At 63.3% G+C, this 15,818-nt stretch carries 11 protein-coding genes; 6 read left to right on the top strand and 5 right to left on the bottom strand.

Translation table 11 applies throughout. The features are described 5' to 3' along the window. The first annotated feature begins 12 nt into the window (after nt 1-12). The 3 genes from AC070A_RS13025 (at nt 13) to AC070A_RS13015 (ending at nt 3,348) form a co-directional block, all read left to right on the top strand. The gene (locus AC070A_RS13025) at nt 13-648 is read left to right on the top strand and encodes a 2-dehydro-3-deoxy-6-phosphogalactonate aldolase (protein ID WP_058325451.1); all 636 of its coding nucleotides are present in this window, start codon (nt 13-15) and stop codon (nt 646-648) included. Next, the gene (locus AC070A_RS13020) at nt 648-1,532 is read left to right on the top strand and encodes an SMP-30/gluconolactonase/LRE family protein (RefSeq protein ID WP_112994544.1); all 885 of its coding nucleotides are present in this window, start codon (nt 648-650) and stop codon (nt 1,530-1,532) included. Before AC070A_RS13025 ends, AC070A_RS13020 begins: the two co-directional genes overlap by 1 nt. A gap of 91 nt (nt 1,533-1,623) precedes the next feature. Continuing rightward, nucleotides 1,624-3,348, top strand: coding sequence for an IlvD/Edd family dehydratase (locus AC070A_RS13015; RefSeq protein WP_113736753.1), 1,725 nt, complete (start codon nt 1,624-1,626; stop codon nt 3,346-3,348). Between the two features lie 65 nt (nt 3,349-3,413). On the opposite strand, the gene AC070A_RS13010 is transcribed toward AC070A_RS13015, so the two are convergent. After that, a complete protein-coding gene (locus AC070A_RS13010; protein ID WP_110878038.1) occupies nt 3,414-4,550 on the bottom strand; it encodes a hypothetical protein in 1,137 nt (378 codons plus the stop codon). Between the two features lie 329 nt (nt 4,551-4,879). On the opposite strand from AC070A_RS13010, the gene AC070A_RS13005 reads away from it, so the two are divergent. Further along, nucleotides 4,880-5,488 carry a PRC-barrel domain-containing protein gene (locus AC070A_RS13005; RefSeq protein WP_058320429.1) on the top strand — a complete coding sequence of 203 codons (609 nt, stop codon included), beginning with the start codon at nt 4,880-4,882 and terminating at the stop codon, nt 5,486-5,488. A gap of 81 nt (nt 5,489-5,569) precedes the next feature. Here the strand turns inward: AC070A_RS13005 and AC070A_RS13000 are convergent, their stop codons facing one another. Further along, nucleotides 5,570-7,618, bottom strand: coding sequence for an NADH:flavin oxidoreductase (locus tag AC070A_RS13000; RefSeq protein WP_112994546.1), 2,049 nt, complete (start codon nt 7,616-7,618; stop codon nt 5,570-5,572). A gap of 39 nt (nt 7,619-7,657) precedes the next feature. Next, nucleotides 7,658-9,208, bottom strand: coding sequence for a trimethylamine methyltransferase family protein (locus AC070A_RS12995; RefSeq protein ID WP_492384498.1), 1,551 nt, complete (start codon nt 9,206-9,208; stop codon nt 7,658-7,660). A gap of 92 nt (nt 9,209-9,300) precedes the next feature. Here AC070A_RS12995 and AC070A_RS12990 point away from each other — a divergent pair, with 92 nt between their 5' ends. After that, the gene (locus AC070A_RS12990) at nt 9,301-10,239 is read left to right on the top strand and encodes a LysR substrate-binding domain-containing protein (RefSeq protein WP_058320432.1); all 939 of its coding nucleotides are present in this window, start codon (nt 9,301-9,303) and stop codon (nt 10,237-10,239) included. A 5-nt stretch (nt 10,240-10,244) separates the two neighbouring features. Here the strand turns inward: AC070A_RS12990 and AC070A_RS12985 are convergent, their stop codons facing one another. Then, on the bottom strand, nt 10,245-11,552 hold the full coding sequence (locus tag AC070A_RS12985; RefSeq protein WP_057251098.1) for a putative bifunctional diguanylate cyclase/phosphodiesterase: 1,308 nt from the start codon (nt 11,550-11,552) through the stop codon (nt 10,245-10,247). Between the two features lie 310 nt (nt 11,553-11,862). Continuing rightward, the gene (locus tag AC070A_RS12980; protein ID WP_112994548.1) at nt 11,863-13,587 is read right to left on the bottom strand and encodes a response regulator; all 1,725 of its coding nucleotides are present in this window, start codon (nt 13,585-13,587) and stop codon (nt 11,863-11,865) included. A gap of 378 nt (nt 13,588-13,965) precedes the next feature. On the opposite strand from AC070A_RS12980, the gene mutL reads away from it, so the two are divergent. Continuing rightward, the gene (gene mutL / locus AC070A_RS12975; RefSeq protein ID WP_112994549.1) at nt 13,966-15,777 is read left to right on the top strand and encodes a DNA mismatch repair endonuclease MutL; all 1,812 of its coding nucleotides are present in this window, start codon (nt 13,966-13,968) and stop codon (nt 15,775-15,777) included. The last annotated feature ends 41 nt before the right edge of the window (nt 15,778-15,818 follow it).

The following is a 15,818-nucleotide window of genomic DNA, read 5'->3' as shown; positions in this document are numbered from 1 at the left end:
AAAGACAAGCTCATGACCCGCATTCCCTTCCCGCCGATGAAGTACCCGCTGATCGCGATCCTGCGTGGCCTCAAGCCCGAGGAGACCGAAGGCGTCGTCGGGGCGCTGATCGAAACCGGCTTCACTGCGATCGAGATCCCGCTGAACTCCCCCGATCCGTTCCGCTCGATCGAGACGGCCGTCAAGATGGCACCGGAGGGCTGCCTGATTGGCGCCGGCACGGTGCTGACGACGGCACAGGTGGAGCAGCTTGCCGATGTCGGGGGCCAATTGATGGTCAGCCCGAACGTCGAACCGGCGGTGATTGCGCTTGCGGCACAGAAGGGCATGGTCACCATGCCCGGCGTGCTCACCCCGACCGAGGCGCTTTCGGCCGCGGCAGCGGGCGCGACCGGCCTCAAGTTCTTCCCGGCGAGCGTGCTCGGGCCATCGGGCATTACCGCGATCCGCGCGATCCTGCCGCCCGACCTCGAGATTGCCGCCGTCGGTGGCGTTTCCGATGCCAACTTCGGCGACTACGCCAAGGCCGGCATTCGCAGCTTCGGCCTCGGCTCGAGCCTCTACAAGCCGGGCATGAGCAGCGCCGAAGTCCGCGAACGCGCCGTCGCAACGATCAAGGCCTATGACGCCGTCTACGGAGCACGCTGATGAGCGATACCATTCCTTTTTCCGGCAGCATCCTTTGCGAAGCGACCTCGATTCTCGGGGAAGGCCCGACCTATGACCCCGTCAGCGGCACCGCCTGGTGGTTCAACATCAAGGGCCAGGAACTGCATGAGCTACATCTCGAAACCGGCCGCAAGGCTGTACATAACCTGCCATTCCTCGGCAGCGTGCTTGCCGTCATCGATCCATCCCGGCAACTGATTGCCTCCGATCAGGGGCTTTTCCTCAGGGATACGCAGACAGGCACCTTCAGCCTCCTGACCACGCTTGAGGACAAGCCCGGCAATCGCTCAAACGACGGCCGCGTGCACGCTTCCGGTTCGTTGTGGATCGGCACCATGGGCCGCAGCGCCGAGAAGGGCGCCGGCGCGATCTATCACGTCGCCGGCACGAAGGTGACGAAGCTCTACGACAGGATCACCATTCCCAACAGCATCTGCTTTTCGCCGGATGGGACGATCGCCTACTTCGTCGACACCGACATCAACCACCTGATGCGCGTCGATATCGATGCCGAGACCGGGCTGCCGAAGGGCGAGCCCACCCTGCTTGTCGACAGCAGTGGCGAAGCCGGTGGCATCGACGGCTCCGTGTGCGATGCCGATGGTCTGATATGGAATGCCCGCTGGGGCAGCGGCACGGTCGACGTCTACAGGCCCGAAGGTGCACGGATCGCGCGCTACGCGATGCCGGCAACGCAGCCGAGCTGCACAGCCTTCATCGGGGCGAAGGCCGACCGCATGCTGGTGACATCCGCCTGGCAAGACCTGGACGATGCAGCGCGCGCGGCCGATCCGCATGCCGGCAAGACCTTCGATCTCGGCATCAGCGTCAAGGGCCGGTTTGAACCATCGTTCCGCCTCTGAGCGGAAGCGCGACTAACCTCTTGGCGAAGCGCCAATAAAAAGTCATACAATTCGGCCACGCGTTTCATCGCATGGTGAGGAGGAAGCTCGCATGAGCGACAAGAAGAAAGAACTGCGCAGCCGTCACTGGTACGGCGGCACCGACAAGGATGGATTTATCCATCGCTCCTGGATGAAGAACCAGGGATTTCCGGACCACGTTTTCGACGGCCGTCCGATCATCGGTATCTGCAACACCTGGTCGGAACTGACGCCCTGCAACAGCCACCTTCGCATCCTTGCCGAAGGGGTGAAGCGTGGCGTCTGGGAAGCCGGCGGCTTCCCGGTCGAGTTCCCGGTCTCCTCGCTCGGCGAGACGCAGATGCGCCCGACCGCGATGCTCTTCCGCAACCTGCTCGCGATGGACGTCGAAGAGGCGATCCGCGCCTATGGCATCGACGGCGTGGTTCTGCTCGGCGGCTGCGACAAGACGACGCCAGGCCAGCTGATGGGCGCTGCCTCCGTCGACCTGCCGACCATCGTCGTCTCCTCCGGACCGATGCTCAACGGCAAATGGAAGGGCAAGGACATCGGCTCCGGCACGGATGTCTGGAAGTTCTCCGAGGCCGTGCGCGCCGGCGAAATGAGCCTGCAGGAATTCATGGCGGCCGAAAGCGGCATGTCGCGGTCGCCGGGCGTGTGCATGACGATGGGCACGGCCACCACCATGGCCTCGATCGTCGAGGCGATGGGCCTGTCGTTGCCGACCAATGCGGCGCTTCCGGCCGTCGACGCCCGCCGCGTGGCGCTGTCGCACATGACCGGCAAACGCATCGTCGAGATGGTGCATGAGGACCTGCGCCTGTCGAAGGTGCTGACCAAGAAGAACTTCGAAAACGGCATCATCGCCAATGCCGCCGTCGGCGGTTCGACCAATGCGGTCGTCCACATGCTGGCGATTGCCGGGCGCGCCGGCGTCGATCTCTGTCTCGAGGATTTCGACCGGGTCGGCAGCCAGGTTCCGTGCATCGTCAACTGCATGCCGTCGGGCAAGTATCTGATCGAAGATCTCGCCTATGCCGGCGGCCTGCCGGCCGTGATGAACCGCATCCAGCATCTGCTGCATGCCGATGCGCCGACGGTCTTCGGCGTGCCGATCAGCAAGTATTGGGAAGATGCCGAGGTCTACAACGACGACGTCATCCGTCCCCTCGATAATCCGCTCAGGGCGGCCGCCGGCATCCGCGTGCTCAAGGGCAACCTTGCGCCGAACGGTGCTGTCATCAAGCCGTCGGCTGCGAGCGAGCATCTGCTCGTACACGAGGGCCCGGCCTATGTCTTCGAAACGATCGAGGAACTGAAGGCGAAGATCGACGATCCTGATCTGCCGGTGACCGAGGACACCATTCTCGTGCTCAAGGGCTGCGGGCCCAAGGGCTATCCGGGCATGGCCGAGGTCGGCAACATGCCGATCCCGCGGCGGCTGGTGGAAAAAGGCGTGCGCGATATGGTGCGCGTTTCGGATGCCCGCATGTCCGGCACCGCCTTCGGCACCGTGGTCTTGCATGTCAGCCCGGAATCGAATGCCGGCGGGCCGCTCGCCATCGTCAAAACCGGCGATCGTATCCGCCTCGACGCGATGAAGGGCGAACTCAACCTGATGATCAGCGAGGAAGAGTTTGCGACGCGCATGGCTGCCTGGCAGGCGCCGCCGCAGAAATGGACGCGCGGCTACTACAAGCTCTACCAGGATACGGTGCTGCAGGCCGACAAGGGCGCAGACCTGGATTTCCTCGTCGGCGGCAGCGGCAGCGAGGTTCTGCGCGAAAGCCACTGACGACGACGCGTCGCAACGGTAATTCGCGAAGTGTTCAGATACCCCGCCACTCCGGCGGGGTATTTTTATCCGGCGAGCGGATGCGAATTGAAGGGGCGTGTTGCAGCCGATGCCGTGACGGGCGAACGCAGACGCGACCAGATCTGAACGCCGTAAAGCGCCAGACCAAGGGCAATGAAGAACTCCTTGTATTCGGTCGGGTCCCAGAGCCGAACGAGCAGTGAAGCCTGCAGGATAAACAGCTCCTGGATGGCAACAATCAGGACGGCGCCGATCGTCAGCACGATGAACTCGCGCCAGTGACCCGCCTTCAACGCGATATCCGCAATCACCAGCAGCATGATCACGGTCATCATCACCATCATCTGCGTCGGCAGTATGCTCCAGTTGTCGCTGTTGAAGGCGGCCATAGGCGCACTTGCCACCAGCACGAGCACGCCCGGCGCGAAGGCGTCGAGCCGGCCAAGGCTCACGCCCTTGCGAAGGTGGAGCCAAATGAAGGGCGCAAGCGTCAGCAGCACGAAACTGCCGGTGTAGTAGAGCAACTCGGAAAAGCCGGTTGAAATGTTGTGCAGGTTCAACTCCTGCTGCTTGTTGACGGCCAGGAGCCCTTCCGGCGTTGAGATGCCGAAGATGCGCTGCATCCAGGATATCTCCTCCATGCCAATCACGAAGAAGCCGGCGCTCAGAAGCGCCGCGGCGCTTGCGGCGATCCACGCAAGCCGCTCTCCCCCGGCGAGGGCTGCACGAAGCTGGCCTGTGGCCGCTGCGGCAAGGAACCCGCTGACGATGAAGATCAGCAGGGCGGACGACCACTCGACCAGGCCGTCCTCGCGCGCCAGGACACTGAAGACGTTCGGATCGATCGCGAAGACCAGTGCCATGAGCGTCGCAAGCGTCCATGTCGCCACGCAGATCCACAGCTCGCGACGCGAGGCCAGCCGGAGCACCGGCTCTCCGAGCCTGGAGACATCGCGGGTGAACCCCTGAACCGCGGCGAGCGACAGGCTGAGCGCGACCCAGGCATGCCAGAGGTTATAGGGCTGAACCTGAGGCGCACGCTCGGAAAAATAGCGAGCGCCGAAAAGGTTGCGCTCGATGGAAACGAGAGCGGCCATCGCCAGGACAGACAGGAGGGAGACCGAAAGAAAGCGCCGCGGCAGAAACATGGTGATGTCGTCCAGGATGACAGGACGAAGCACCTCTGCGTTCTATATCCTGTGTTCCGGGAAGTATCTGCAAGAACAATCAAGAATCCGTCAACGAATAGAAGACCATTATAAACCTCTAAAATACCTGAGTTCAGAATATAAAGACGATTCCCGTGAAAAATTGGCCGGTAATCTCCCGCTAAGTTCCAAAGGACATCGGGGATGAACGCAAGTGCGGCCTTACCCATTGAGATTTTGACTGTTTTTTCCGGAACCGTTTGGGCGCTTAGGCGTTGACGTCATATCACCGGTGCGGTGGATCTGGCGACAGCAGCCAGGCCCGTACCTTGATCTGAAACGTCAAGGAAAGGCAGTTTGACATGACTAAGAAACTCGTAACAACCGTCGCGGCTGGCGCGCTCTTCGCGGGTCTTGCTGTCGCCCCGGTAGCTTACACCCAGGATACGACGCAGCCTCAGCCCGACCAGACGCAGACCATGCAGCCGGCACCGACCACGGAAGCTCCGGCTAACGAGGCTCAGACGACGACGCCTCCGGCCGCAGGTGAAGCACCTGCCGACGTCGCGAAGTCGGATGCCACCTATCTGACCGAGCAGGCGAGCGACCAGATTGCAGCCAGCACCTATATGGGCCAGACCGTCTACAATGCCGGTGACGAGAGCATCGGTGAGATCAACGACCTGATCATCAAGAAGGATGGTGCCGTCGAGGCGGCCGTGATCGGCGTCGGTGGCTTCCTGGGTCTGGGCGAAAAGAATGTTGCGGTCCCGTTTGATCGCATCGCGATCGCCGAACAGCCCAATACGGACGCATTGAAGCTGACAACGACGGAAACCGCCGACACGCTGAAGGCGGCTCCGGAGTTCAAGACAAAGGCGCAGCAGGTGGCCGAGCAGAACGCCAACCAGCCGGTTGACACCTCGACGACCTCTTCGACGGGCACGGCACCGGCTCAGCCGCAGCAGTAATCAGTATCAGGCTGTCTTCAGTGCACCTACAGAGAGCGGCGGTACCCATCGCCGCTCTTTCCTTGTTCAAACGGGCTTTGCTCAGACGAGCACTCCATACCGAAGGGCGTCATAGATGCCCGCATGGACGTTGCGACTGGACACGGCGTCGCCGATCCGGAACATGTCGAAGCCGGCCGCGGGGTTTCGCTGCGGGATCGGGTTCTCGCCGCGAAGCAGGGCCTTGTAATCGACAGCGCCCAGATTGCGCGACAGCGGCTTCAGTTCACGATAGAGCTCATCCATCGGCAACGTACCGTGTTCGACCACGACCTGGGCCACGCGCCGTTCGACGACGGCTTTCTCAGAGAAGTCCGACCCCAGCGTTGCAATCAGCCCATTGCCGTCGCGCCGAACGGATCTGAGCCGCGTGTTGATCGTCACCCGCACATTCTTATCGGCGAAGGCGGCCGCATAGGGCACATGGTTCATGCCACCGATCTCCGGCGCGAACATGCGCTCGGGCGAAACGATCTCGAGCTCGACGCCGGCACGCGCGATCAGTTCGGCAGCCGTCATGCCGCTATGGGCACCGTTGTCGTCGTAGAGCAGCACCGGGCCTTCCGGCTTCACAGCTCCGGCTATGATATCCCAGCTCGACACGACGAGGTTGTCGCCCGCATCGAGCGCAGGATTTTGCGCAATACCGCCGGTCGCCACCACGACGAGATCAGGGGCACGTTCCTCTATGTCGTCCACCCCGGCAAAGACGTTGTAGTGGATTGGAACGCCCAACCGCTCCAGCTCGGCCAGCCGCCAGTCGATGATGCCGATCAGTTCGCGGCGCCGCGGATTGCGCTGCGCCAGCAATATCTGGCCGCCGGCTGCTCCCGTCGCCTCCAGCACCTCGACCTGGTGGCCGCGCTCGGCAAGCACCCGGGCAGCTTCGAGCCCAGCCGGACCGGCGCCGACGACGACCGCCTTGCGTTTCGGCCCTTCGCTCTTCCGGATGACGTGCGGCACGATCGCCTCGCGCCCGGTGGCCGCATTGTGGATACAGAGCGCCCCGCCGCCTTCATAGATACGGTCGAGACAGTAGGTCGCGCCAACGCAGGGACGGATTTCCGCCTCCCTGCCCTCTTCGATCTTCCGGACGATATGCGGGTCGGCGATATGGGCGCGGGTCATGCCGACCATGTCGAGCTTGCCTTCGGCAATCGCGTGGCGGGCGGTCGCGACATCGGCGATGCGCGCGGCATGAAAGACCGGAAACTTCGTCGCCGCCCTCACCTCGCCGGCGAAATCGAGATGCGGCGATGCGGCCATGCCCTGGATCGGAATGACCTTGGTCAACGGCGCGTCATGATCGATATGGCCTCGAATGATGTTGAGGAAGTCGACCCTGCCGGAACCCGCCAGCCGCCGGGCGATTTCGATGCCCTCCTCCTTTGAGAGCCCCTTGTCCCAATCCTCGTCTGCGACCATGCGGATGCCGACGATGAAATCCGCGCCGACGGAGGCGCGGATTGCGTCGAGCACCATGTTGGTGAACCGCAGCCGGTTGTCGAGCGAGCCGCCGAAATCGTCGTCACGATGGTTCGTCGCCGGTGACCAGAAGCCATCCATCAGGTGGCCGTAGGCCTCGAGCTCGATGCCGTCGAGGCCGGCGGCCTGCATGCGCGCGGCGGCCGCCGCATAGTCGCCGACGATACGCTCGATATCCCAGTCCTCGATCTCCTTGGGAAAGGAGCGGTGCGCGGCTTCACGCACCGGCGATGCGGAGAGAACTGGCAGCCAGTCACCCTTGTTCCAGCCGGTGCGGCGCCCGAGATGGGTAAGCTGGATCATCACCGCGCAATCATGCTCATGACAGTCGTCGGCGATCTTCTTCAGCCACGGCACGATCTCGTCCGAATAGGCGTAGAGATTGCCGAAGGCCGGCGGCGAATCCTCAGACACGATCGCCGAGCCCGCGGTCATCGTCAGCGCCATGCCGCCCTTGGCCTTTTCCAGGTGATAAAGCCGGTAGCGATCCTTCGGCATGCCGTCTTCGGAATAGGCCGGCTCGTGCGCCGTCGACATGATCCGGTTCTTGAGCGTCAGATGCTTGAGGCGATAGGGCTGGAGCAGCGGGTCTTTCGACGATGTCATTTCCTGTTCCTTGAAAGGCGATCGAGCATGCCGGTTTCGTCAGTACCAGGCATCCGCCATGCTCTCCTTGCGGCGCGTGACATAATCGATCAGCGCCTCGTCGAGTGCCACATCCAGCGGCGGCGCTTCGTATTCGGCAAGCGTCTTCTTCCAGGCGCGGTTGGCGCGTGTTGCCATATCGGTCTCGCCCTCCTCGACCCACTTCTCGAACGGTTCGTTGTCGGAGAGCGCCGAATCCCAGAAGGCCGTCTGGTAATTGCGCATGGTGTGATCGCAACCGAGGAAGTGGCTGCCGGGACCGACCTGCAGGAAGGCGTCCATCGCCAGCGTGTTGTCGTCGACGACGACGCCGGCGAGATAGGAATGCAGCGCGCCGCAGAAGTCCGTGTCCATGACAAACTTCTCGTAGGACATGGCGAGCAGCCCATCGACGAAACCGGCCGAATGCAGAATGAAATTGGCGCCGCAATGCACCGCCGACAGCATCGACATCGCGCCTTCCTGCATCGCCTGCGCGTCGGGCAGCTTCGAATTGGAGAAATTGCCGGCACAGCGCAGCGGCAGGCCGAGCCGGCGCGCAAGCTGGCCGACGACCATACTGCCGATCGCCGGCTCCGGCGTGCCGAAAGTCGGCGAGCCCGAACGCAGCGACATGGACGACAGGAAATTGCCGAAGATCACCGGTGCCCCCTTGCGTTCGAGTTGGGTCAAGGCACAGCCGGCGAGCGTCTCGGCATAGGATTGGGCAATGGCGCCGGCATTGGTGACTGGGCCCATGGCGCCGCCGAGAATAAAGGGCACGATGACCGCGGCCTGGTTTGCCCGCGCATAGGCGCGCAGCGACCTCGTCATCGTCCCGTCCCAGACGAGCGGCGAGTTGACGTTGACGTTGCCGAGGATGACGCAGTTCCGGTCGACGAAATCGCGACCGAAAAGAATGCGCGCCATCTCGATCGAATCCTCGGCCCGCTCTTCCGCGGTGATCGAGCCCATGAAGGCGCGGTCGGAATACTTGATATGGCTGTAGACCATGTCGAGGTGGCGCTTGTTGACGGGCACATCGACCGGCTCGCAGATGGTGCCGCCGGAATGGTGCAGCCAGGGGCTCGACTGCGCCAGCTTGATCAGGTTGCGAAAGTCATCGATCGTGCCATAGCGCCGGCCCTTGTCGAGATCCATGACGAAGGGCGACCCATAGGCCGGGGAGAAGACGACGTTGTTGCCGCCGATCTCGACATTGCGGGCGGGATTGCGGGCATGCTGGGTGAACTGCCGTGGTGCCGAGGCGACGATTTCCTTGAGCATGCCGGGCTCGAAGGTTACGCGCACGCCATCAATCTTGGCGCCGGCCCGCTTCCAATGGTCGAGCGCTTCGGGGTCGTCGCGGAACTCGATGCCGACCTCGGCAAGGATACGATCGGCGACCGCTTCGATACGCAGCAGGCTCTCTTCGCGCAGGATATCGTAGGTCGGGATGTTGCGGACGATGTAGGGAACGCCGAGGCTTCGGCCCGCGCCTTCGCGCCGTTGCGGTCTTGAGCCCCGCGTCCGTCTCGGTGCCGCCTCGCCTGCTGCCAGTACTGTGTCCATTTTCACATACTCCCATCACCTGAGATGATGCTATTGACGAAAAATTCCATTGTAACGCTGGAAAAATTCGAGCCATGCGATAAGCATGATTTATGGAAAACCTGCGCCGCCTGCTTCCCTCCGCCGCCAGCCTCATCGTTTTCGAGGCGGCCGGCCGTCACCAGAACTTCACCCGAGCCGCCAGCGAGCTCGGCATGACGCAGGCGGCGGTCTCCTACGCCATCCGCGGCCTCGAAGACCAGTTGGGCGTGCCGCTGTTTCACCGCGTGCACCGGGCGGTGGAACTGACCGAGGCGGGAGAGAAGTTTCACGCCGACGTGTCGGTCGGTCTGTCGCGCATTCAGAAGTCGGCCGAGGACATCCGCGCCAAGGGCCGCGAAACCAACGTGACGCTTGCGGCGTCGACTGCCTTTGCCTCGATGTGGATGCTGCCGCGCCTCAACCGCATGCGCGAGGACCTGCCGGAGATCGACCTTCGCATCCAGACGAGCGTGCGCGATCTCGATCTTGAGGAAGAGCCGATCCCGCTCGGCATCCGCGGCGGCGACCCCAGTCACTGGCCGCGCTATCATGCCGCCCAGCTCGCCGAGGAGGTCGTCAACGCCGTCGCAACGCCGGCCTATATCGAGGAGCACGGGCTGCCGGGGACCGCAGCCGACCTGCAGCGGCACAACCTCATTCATCTCGAGGAACCGGTGCGACGGGCCTGCGACTGGACCGAATGGTTTGCGAGCGCCGGCCTCACCTATCCCAAGCAGGCACGCCGCCTGACGATCAACGATTATGTTCTGGTCATGCAGGCGGTGCTCGCGGGCGAAGGCGTGGCGCTCGGCTGGGAACACCTGATCAACCCGCAGATCCGCTCCGGCGCCCTGATGCCGGTCGCCGGACACGTGCTCAAGACCGGTCTCGCCTTTTATGTCGTCTGGCCGCGGTCACGCGAACTCAACGCCCAGGCAAAACGGGTCCGCGACTGGTTGTTGGAAGAGGGGCGTCGGGATCGCGTGGCGCTCTCGGGAACCGGTGAATAGACCGATCAGGCCTGGACCGAAACACCGCTATAACGATCGGAAAGGTAGCGCATCGTCGCCACGGCATCGGCCGGTTTTCCATAGAAGTAGCCCTGCCCGAGGCCGCAACCGAGCGCCTTCAGCTTCAAGGCTTCGGAAAAGTCCTCGATGCCTTCAGCGACGACTTCCAGTTCGAGGCCCTCGCACATCGAGACGATCGCCTTGATGATGTGTTCCGAAGCACGGTCGGCGGAAATGCGCGAGACGAAGGCGCGATCGATTTTGACCTTGTCGAAAGAAAAATCGCGAAGGCGACCCAGGCTCGACTGCCCGGTGCCGAAGTCGTCGAGCGAGACGCGCACGCCGGCGGCACGCAGTTCCGCAACGATCTTCTGGGCGATGTCGGCATCGGCCATGACAGCCGTCTCGGTGATCTCCAGTTCCAATCGCCTGGGATCGAGGCCGATCTGATGGATGATCGACAGCAACCGGTGGCTGGTCGCCGGATCCATGAGCTGCGCCGAGGAGAGATTGAAGGAGAGGAAAAGCTCCTTCGGCCAGGAGAGCGCCGCATGCGCCGCCTTGCGCAACAGCACTTCAGCGAGAGATTCGATAAACCCGCGCTCCTCGGCCAGCGGCACGAAAACAGCCGGGGAAACATAGCCGAGATCGGCGTCGCACCAGCGCGCCAGGGCTTCGAAACCGACGACTGCATCATTGCGCAGATCGACGATCGGCTGGAAATGCACGTCGACCTCATTGGCGATGATGGCATTGCGCAGCGCCTGCTCGAGCTGCGTTGCGCGCTTCATTTCCTGAGCGATTTCCTGCGAATAGACGGTGATCTGGCCACGGCCGCGCCGCTTCGAACGATAGAGTGCTGTATCTGCGCTCTTCAGCAGATCCTCGAACACTTCTCCGGCAAAGGGGTAGACCGCAAATCCGAAGGACGCGGACAGACGCACATGGCGGTCGCCGAGATCGAAGGGCGCCGACAGCACCTCCTTCAACATCTGCCCGACCTTCTCCGCCCCCTTGCGCTCGAAGACGAGCGGCAGGACGAAGGCGAACTCGTCACTTTCCGAACGGGTGATCGTCGCCCCCTCGGGCGCGCAGGCTTTCAGCCGGTAGGCCACCTGGCAGAGGATCTCGTCACCAGCCGCCGGCCCGAACAGGTCATTGATCGGCTTGAAACCATCGATATTGGCAAGGCCGATGGTGAAGGGCGCGGGATCGCTTGCACGCTCCCTGGCGAGATCCAGCACGGTCTGGCGCAGGCAGCGGGAATTACCGAGCCCCGTCAATAGATCGACGTTGCCCGTCACGGCGGGCATCTCGAGGCCGATGCGATGATAGGGGGTCTCAACCGCCGTCATTGCCGCGTCTCCGCAGCTCGGTCAGCAGTATGCGGGCGACGACGCTCCGCTGCCGGCGAAACCGAACGCCACGGCGCGAACCGGCAATGTCGTTCCGACACGGTCCGGACATGGGCAACGGGATGGGCGCAATGCATTCGGGCGGGCTCTACACTTTAACGGCAATTCGGTGCAGACGATCGCAATCGGCGGTTAACAATCCGATATCGCTCTGCTCCTAGATCTGCCATTAGCCTCCCCAATTCTAGCGAGTTGACACGTCTTTCATTCAACCTGCCGTTCGCATCGCCTTTGCCGGCATGAATTTTCTAAGCACCGCCTCGATCATGTCGGGGCTCACGGGCTTCATGATATGGTCGTCCATGCCCGATGCCTTGCACTGCTGCAGGTCGATATCCAGTGCCTGCGCGGTGACCGCGATGATCGGCGTTTTCTGTCCCCTGGCGTTTTCTGCCGACCGGATGGCGACCGTGGCATCGAAGCCGTTCATGATCGGCATCGAGACGTCCATCAGCACGAGGGCCGGTTGCAGTTCGTGCCAGAGCTCGACGGCCTCGCGGCCGTTGGCGGCGATGCGATGCGAGACGCCGAGTCCCTCCAGGATTTGCGTGAACACGAACTGGTTGATCTGATTGTCTTCGGCAACGAGCACGTCGACCTGCGGCGTCGGCGGCGGTGCAGCAATCCCCTCGCCTTCAAACGACAACGACCAATCGGGCTGCAGCGTCGGAGACGCCGGAGTCCGCTCGGAGCAGACGCGGAACACTTCGGCCAGCACCGCAGCGCCGTCCTGCTGCGCGGAAAGCGGAAGGACCGGGCAATGACGCCAGGCCGAAACGATCTGCTGTCTCTCGGAAAACGCCAGGTCGAGCAGCAGGACATCGAGCTTGATGCCGACGTCTTCGACCGCATGTCCGAAGGCACGAAGCTCACCTGCATCGCGAACGGCGCAGGCGTCGAGCCCGGACCCACGCAGGCGCGCGACGAGCCGGTCTTCCATCGCCCGGTCGGCCGTGGCAACCAGGACACGAAGTCCGCGGGCCGGCAAGGTCTCGATCATCGATCCCGCTTCCACGAGTTGCTGGACATTCAGCGCCCGGAACGGGTCGTAGAAATTCTGCGCCGCGGCGAAGATGCTGTAATCGCGGATCTGCAGGCCAACTTCGGCCGGAGGCTCATCGCTCCTCTGATGCAAGAGGGCGATATCGGTGACGTCGTTCATGCAGGTAACGACGAAATGACGGCCGGGCATGCCGACGCGGTACTTGCGCGTGAGCACCCAGAGATCGCTGCCATCGGCGCGCACGATGTGCTCGGCCTGCGAGTATGGCTTGCCGGTCTCGAGCACCATCCGGTCGGACTGCTCGAAACGTTCGGCAAGCTCGCTTTCGACCAGATCCCAGGCGGAACGGCCGAGAATGGCATCCTGCTGCAGATCATGGATCAGGCAGAAGGCCTTGTTGACGGCGATATAGTTAAGGTTGCGATCCTTGACGCAGATCGGATTGGGCTGGGCATCGAGGATCTGTTCGGTCAGCTCGACGCGCTCCAGGTCCGTCTGAAGCTGCTCGTCGCGCTTCTTCTGGTCGGAAACGTCGCTGATCGACAGGATGCCGATGCCGCTCGATAGCCGACGCTTGCGCATCGAAACCCAGCGGGTACGGCCGGCGCGCTCGACGCTTTCGTAACGTTCGCGCCAGTGCAGCGCCATATGTTCGGCAATCCAGTCCTCGCGATTGGTGCGGCGGCGGCTGCTTTCCGGAACGGTGCCGGGGCGAACGCCGGTGTCATAAACGGCGCCGAGAAAATCTCGCAGACGCGTGCCCGGCATCAGGATTTCCGACGGCACAGGGAAGAACTGCAGCATCGTGCGGCTGGCAAAGAGAATGGTGTCGTCCCGACTGCAGACAAGCACAGCGATGCCGAGTGCGTCGCAGCTCGACTCCAGAATGATCCGGTTGATGTCCGCGCCGTTCGACGCCCCATCGCTCATTGCGCTGTCCTCACTCGCCTACCGCATACTTCAATCGTCCCCGATCTGAGGAAACATGCGGCCATTCACAGTGCTACAGCGACCTCAGCGCGCCCAGTAGGACGCGCGGCGCTGCGGCGGCGGTTCATTTCGGGACATGCTGGGAAGGCCTTGGCAGGCGTCTCTTCGAGCGGCGGGAGTACGGCGTCCAGCTACGCCGCAATGCTCAAAAGACAAAACCCGTGATCATTCAGGTTGTTGTGGAAAATCGCAGCAGAGTGTTAAGGGGCGATTAAACCGCCCGCTCATTTTTCCGCAACGAAGACCGCGTTCATTTAAGGCCGCGGACGAGGCGCCATTTCCCCTTTCGTTTCCCAAGCGAATCCGGGAAAATGGGACATGGCCATCAAGCAACTTTCAGAAACCCTCATCAACCAGATCGCCGCCGGCGAAGTCATCGAACGCCCCGCCAGCGCCGCCAAGGAACTGATTGAGAACGCCCTCGACGCCGGCGCCACGCGCATCGAAATCGCGACCGCAGGCGGCGGCAAGACGCTCCTGCGCGTGACCGACAATGGCTCAGGCATGACGCCGAACGATCTCGAACTGGCGGTGCGCCGGCACTGTACGTCGAAGCTCGACGACAGCCTGTTCGACATTCGCACGCTCGGCTTTCGGGGCGAGGCGCTGCCTTCGATCGGCTCGGTCGCTCGCCTCTCGATCACCACGCGCACGGCCGGCGCCAGCGAAGGCGCGGTCATCGCCGTCACCGGCGGCAAGACCGATCCGGTCCGCCCGTCGCCCGCCAATACCGGCACGGTTGTCGAGGTCCGCGACCTCTTCTTCGCGACGCCGGCGCGGCTGAAATTCATGAAGTCCGAGAAGGCGGAAGCGGCGGCGATCTCCGAGATCGTACGCCGCATGGCGATCGCCTTCCCGGCGGTCCGCTTCGTGCTCTCAGGCAGCGACCGCTCGACGCTCGAATTCCCGGCGACCGGCGACGATCGTCTGGCGCGCATGGCCCAGGTGCTCGGCAAGGATTTCCGCGACAACGCGATCGAGATCGATGCCGAGCGCGAAGATGTCGGGCTCACCGGCTTTGCCGGCGTGCCGACCTACAATCGCGGCAACTCGCTGCAGCAATATGTCTTCGTCAATGGCCGCCCGGTGCAGGACAAGCTGTTGCTGTCGGCGATCCGCGCCGCCTATTCCGAAACGATCCCGAGCGGCCGCTATCCGGTCGCGGTGCTGTCGATCGCGCTCGACCCGGCGCTCGTCGACGTCAATGTGCATCCGGCGAAATCCGATGTGCGCTTCCGCGACCCGGGCCTCATCCGAGGTCTGATCATCGGCGCGATCCGCCAGGCGCTGACGCGCGAAGGTGACCGGGCGGCAACCACCGGCGCCAGTGGTCTGATGCGGGCCTTCCGACCGGAGTCCTATCGGCCGCAGGCGCCGTGGACGCCGGAAACTTCGCCATCACGACCCATGCAATTCGAGACGGTGAACGGCCGCTTCTCCGAACAGCCGCAGGCGAGCTTCGCTGCCTTTGCGGCACCATCGGCACGGACTGGCGCCCCGTCCGAGCGTGAGGCAGCGGTCGCGCAACAGGAAACGCCGGCACCGCCATCCTTCCCGCTCGGCGCGGTCAGGGCGCAGCTCCATGAGAACTACATCGTCGCCCAGACGAATGACGGCCTCGTCATCGTCGACCAGCATGCCGCCCATGAGCGGCTGGTGTTCGAGGCGATGCGCACGGCGCTGCATTCACGGCCCGTCGCGGCGCAGGCTTTGCTGATCCCGGAAATCGTCGATCTGGCCGAAGACGATTGCGACCGGCTGATGGCGCATGCGGCGGAGTTCGCCCGCCTTGGCCTTGCCATCGAACGCTTCGGCCCGGGGGCGATCGCCGTGCGCGAGACGCCTGCCATGCTCGGCGAAATGGATGCCGTCGGCCTGGTGCGCCAGCTTGCCGACGAACTTGCCGAATGGGACACCGCCAACGGCCTCACAAGCCGGCTCGAATATCTTGCCGCGACGATGGCCTGCCATGGATCGGTGCGCTCCGGCCGACGCATGCGCACCGAGGAAATGAACGCTTTGCTGCGGCAGATGGAGGCGACGCCCGGCTCCGGCCAATGCAACCACGGGCGGCCGACCTATATCGAGCTCAAGCTTTCCGATATTGAACGGCTGTTCGGCCGAAGCTGATCGCGCGCGGCGGCGAAATGCGGCTGGCATTTTGCCGGATG

Source organism: Ensifer sp. GW101-20A05, assembly GCF_059424735.1.
This window is presented reverse-complemented; position numbering and strand designations above follow the sequence as displayed.

Excerpts from the sequence above, each read along its gene's own strand:
- AC070A_RS13015 (WP_113736753.1), top strand. The coding sequence starts at position 1,624 with ATGAGCGACAAGAAGAAAGAACTGCGCAGCCGTCACTGGTACGGCGGC.
- AC070A_RS12990 (WP_058320432.1), top strand. The coding sequence starts at position 9,301 with ATGGAAAACCTGCGCCGCCTGCTTCCCTCCGCCGCCAGCCTCATCGTT.
- AC070A_RS13025 (WP_058325451.1), top strand. The coding sequence starts at position 13 with ATGACCCGCATTCCCTTCCCGCCGATGAAGTACCCGCTGATCGCGATC.
- AC070A_RS12980 (WP_112994548.1), bottom strand. The coding sequence starts at position 13,587 with ATGAGCGATGGGGCGTCGAACGGCGCGGACATCAACCGGATCATTCTG.
- AC070A_RS13000 (WP_112994546.1), bottom strand. The coding sequence starts at position 7,618 with ATGACATCGTCGAAAGACCCGCTGCTCCAGCCCTATCGCCTCAAGCAT.
- AC070A_RS13005 (WP_058320429.1), top strand. The coding sequence starts at position 4,880 with ATGACTAAGAAACTCGTAACAACCGTCGCGGCTGGCGCGCTCTTCGCG.
- AC070A_RS12995 (WP_492384498.1), bottom strand. The coding sequence starts at position 9,208 with ATGGACACAGTACTGGCAGCAGGCGAGGCGGCACCGAGACGGACGCGG.
- mutL (WP_112994549.1), top strand. The coding sequence starts at position 13,966 with ATGGCCATCAAGCAACTTTCAGAAACCCTCATCAACCAGATCGCCGCC.
- AC070A_RS12985 (WP_057251098.1), bottom strand. The coding sequence starts at position 11,552 with ATGCCCGCCGTGACGGGCAACGTCGATCTATTGACGGGGCTCGGTAAT.
- AC070A_RS13020 (WP_112994544.1), top strand. The coding sequence starts at position 648 with ATGAGCGATACCATTCCTTTTTCCGGCAGCATCCTTTGCGAAGCGACC.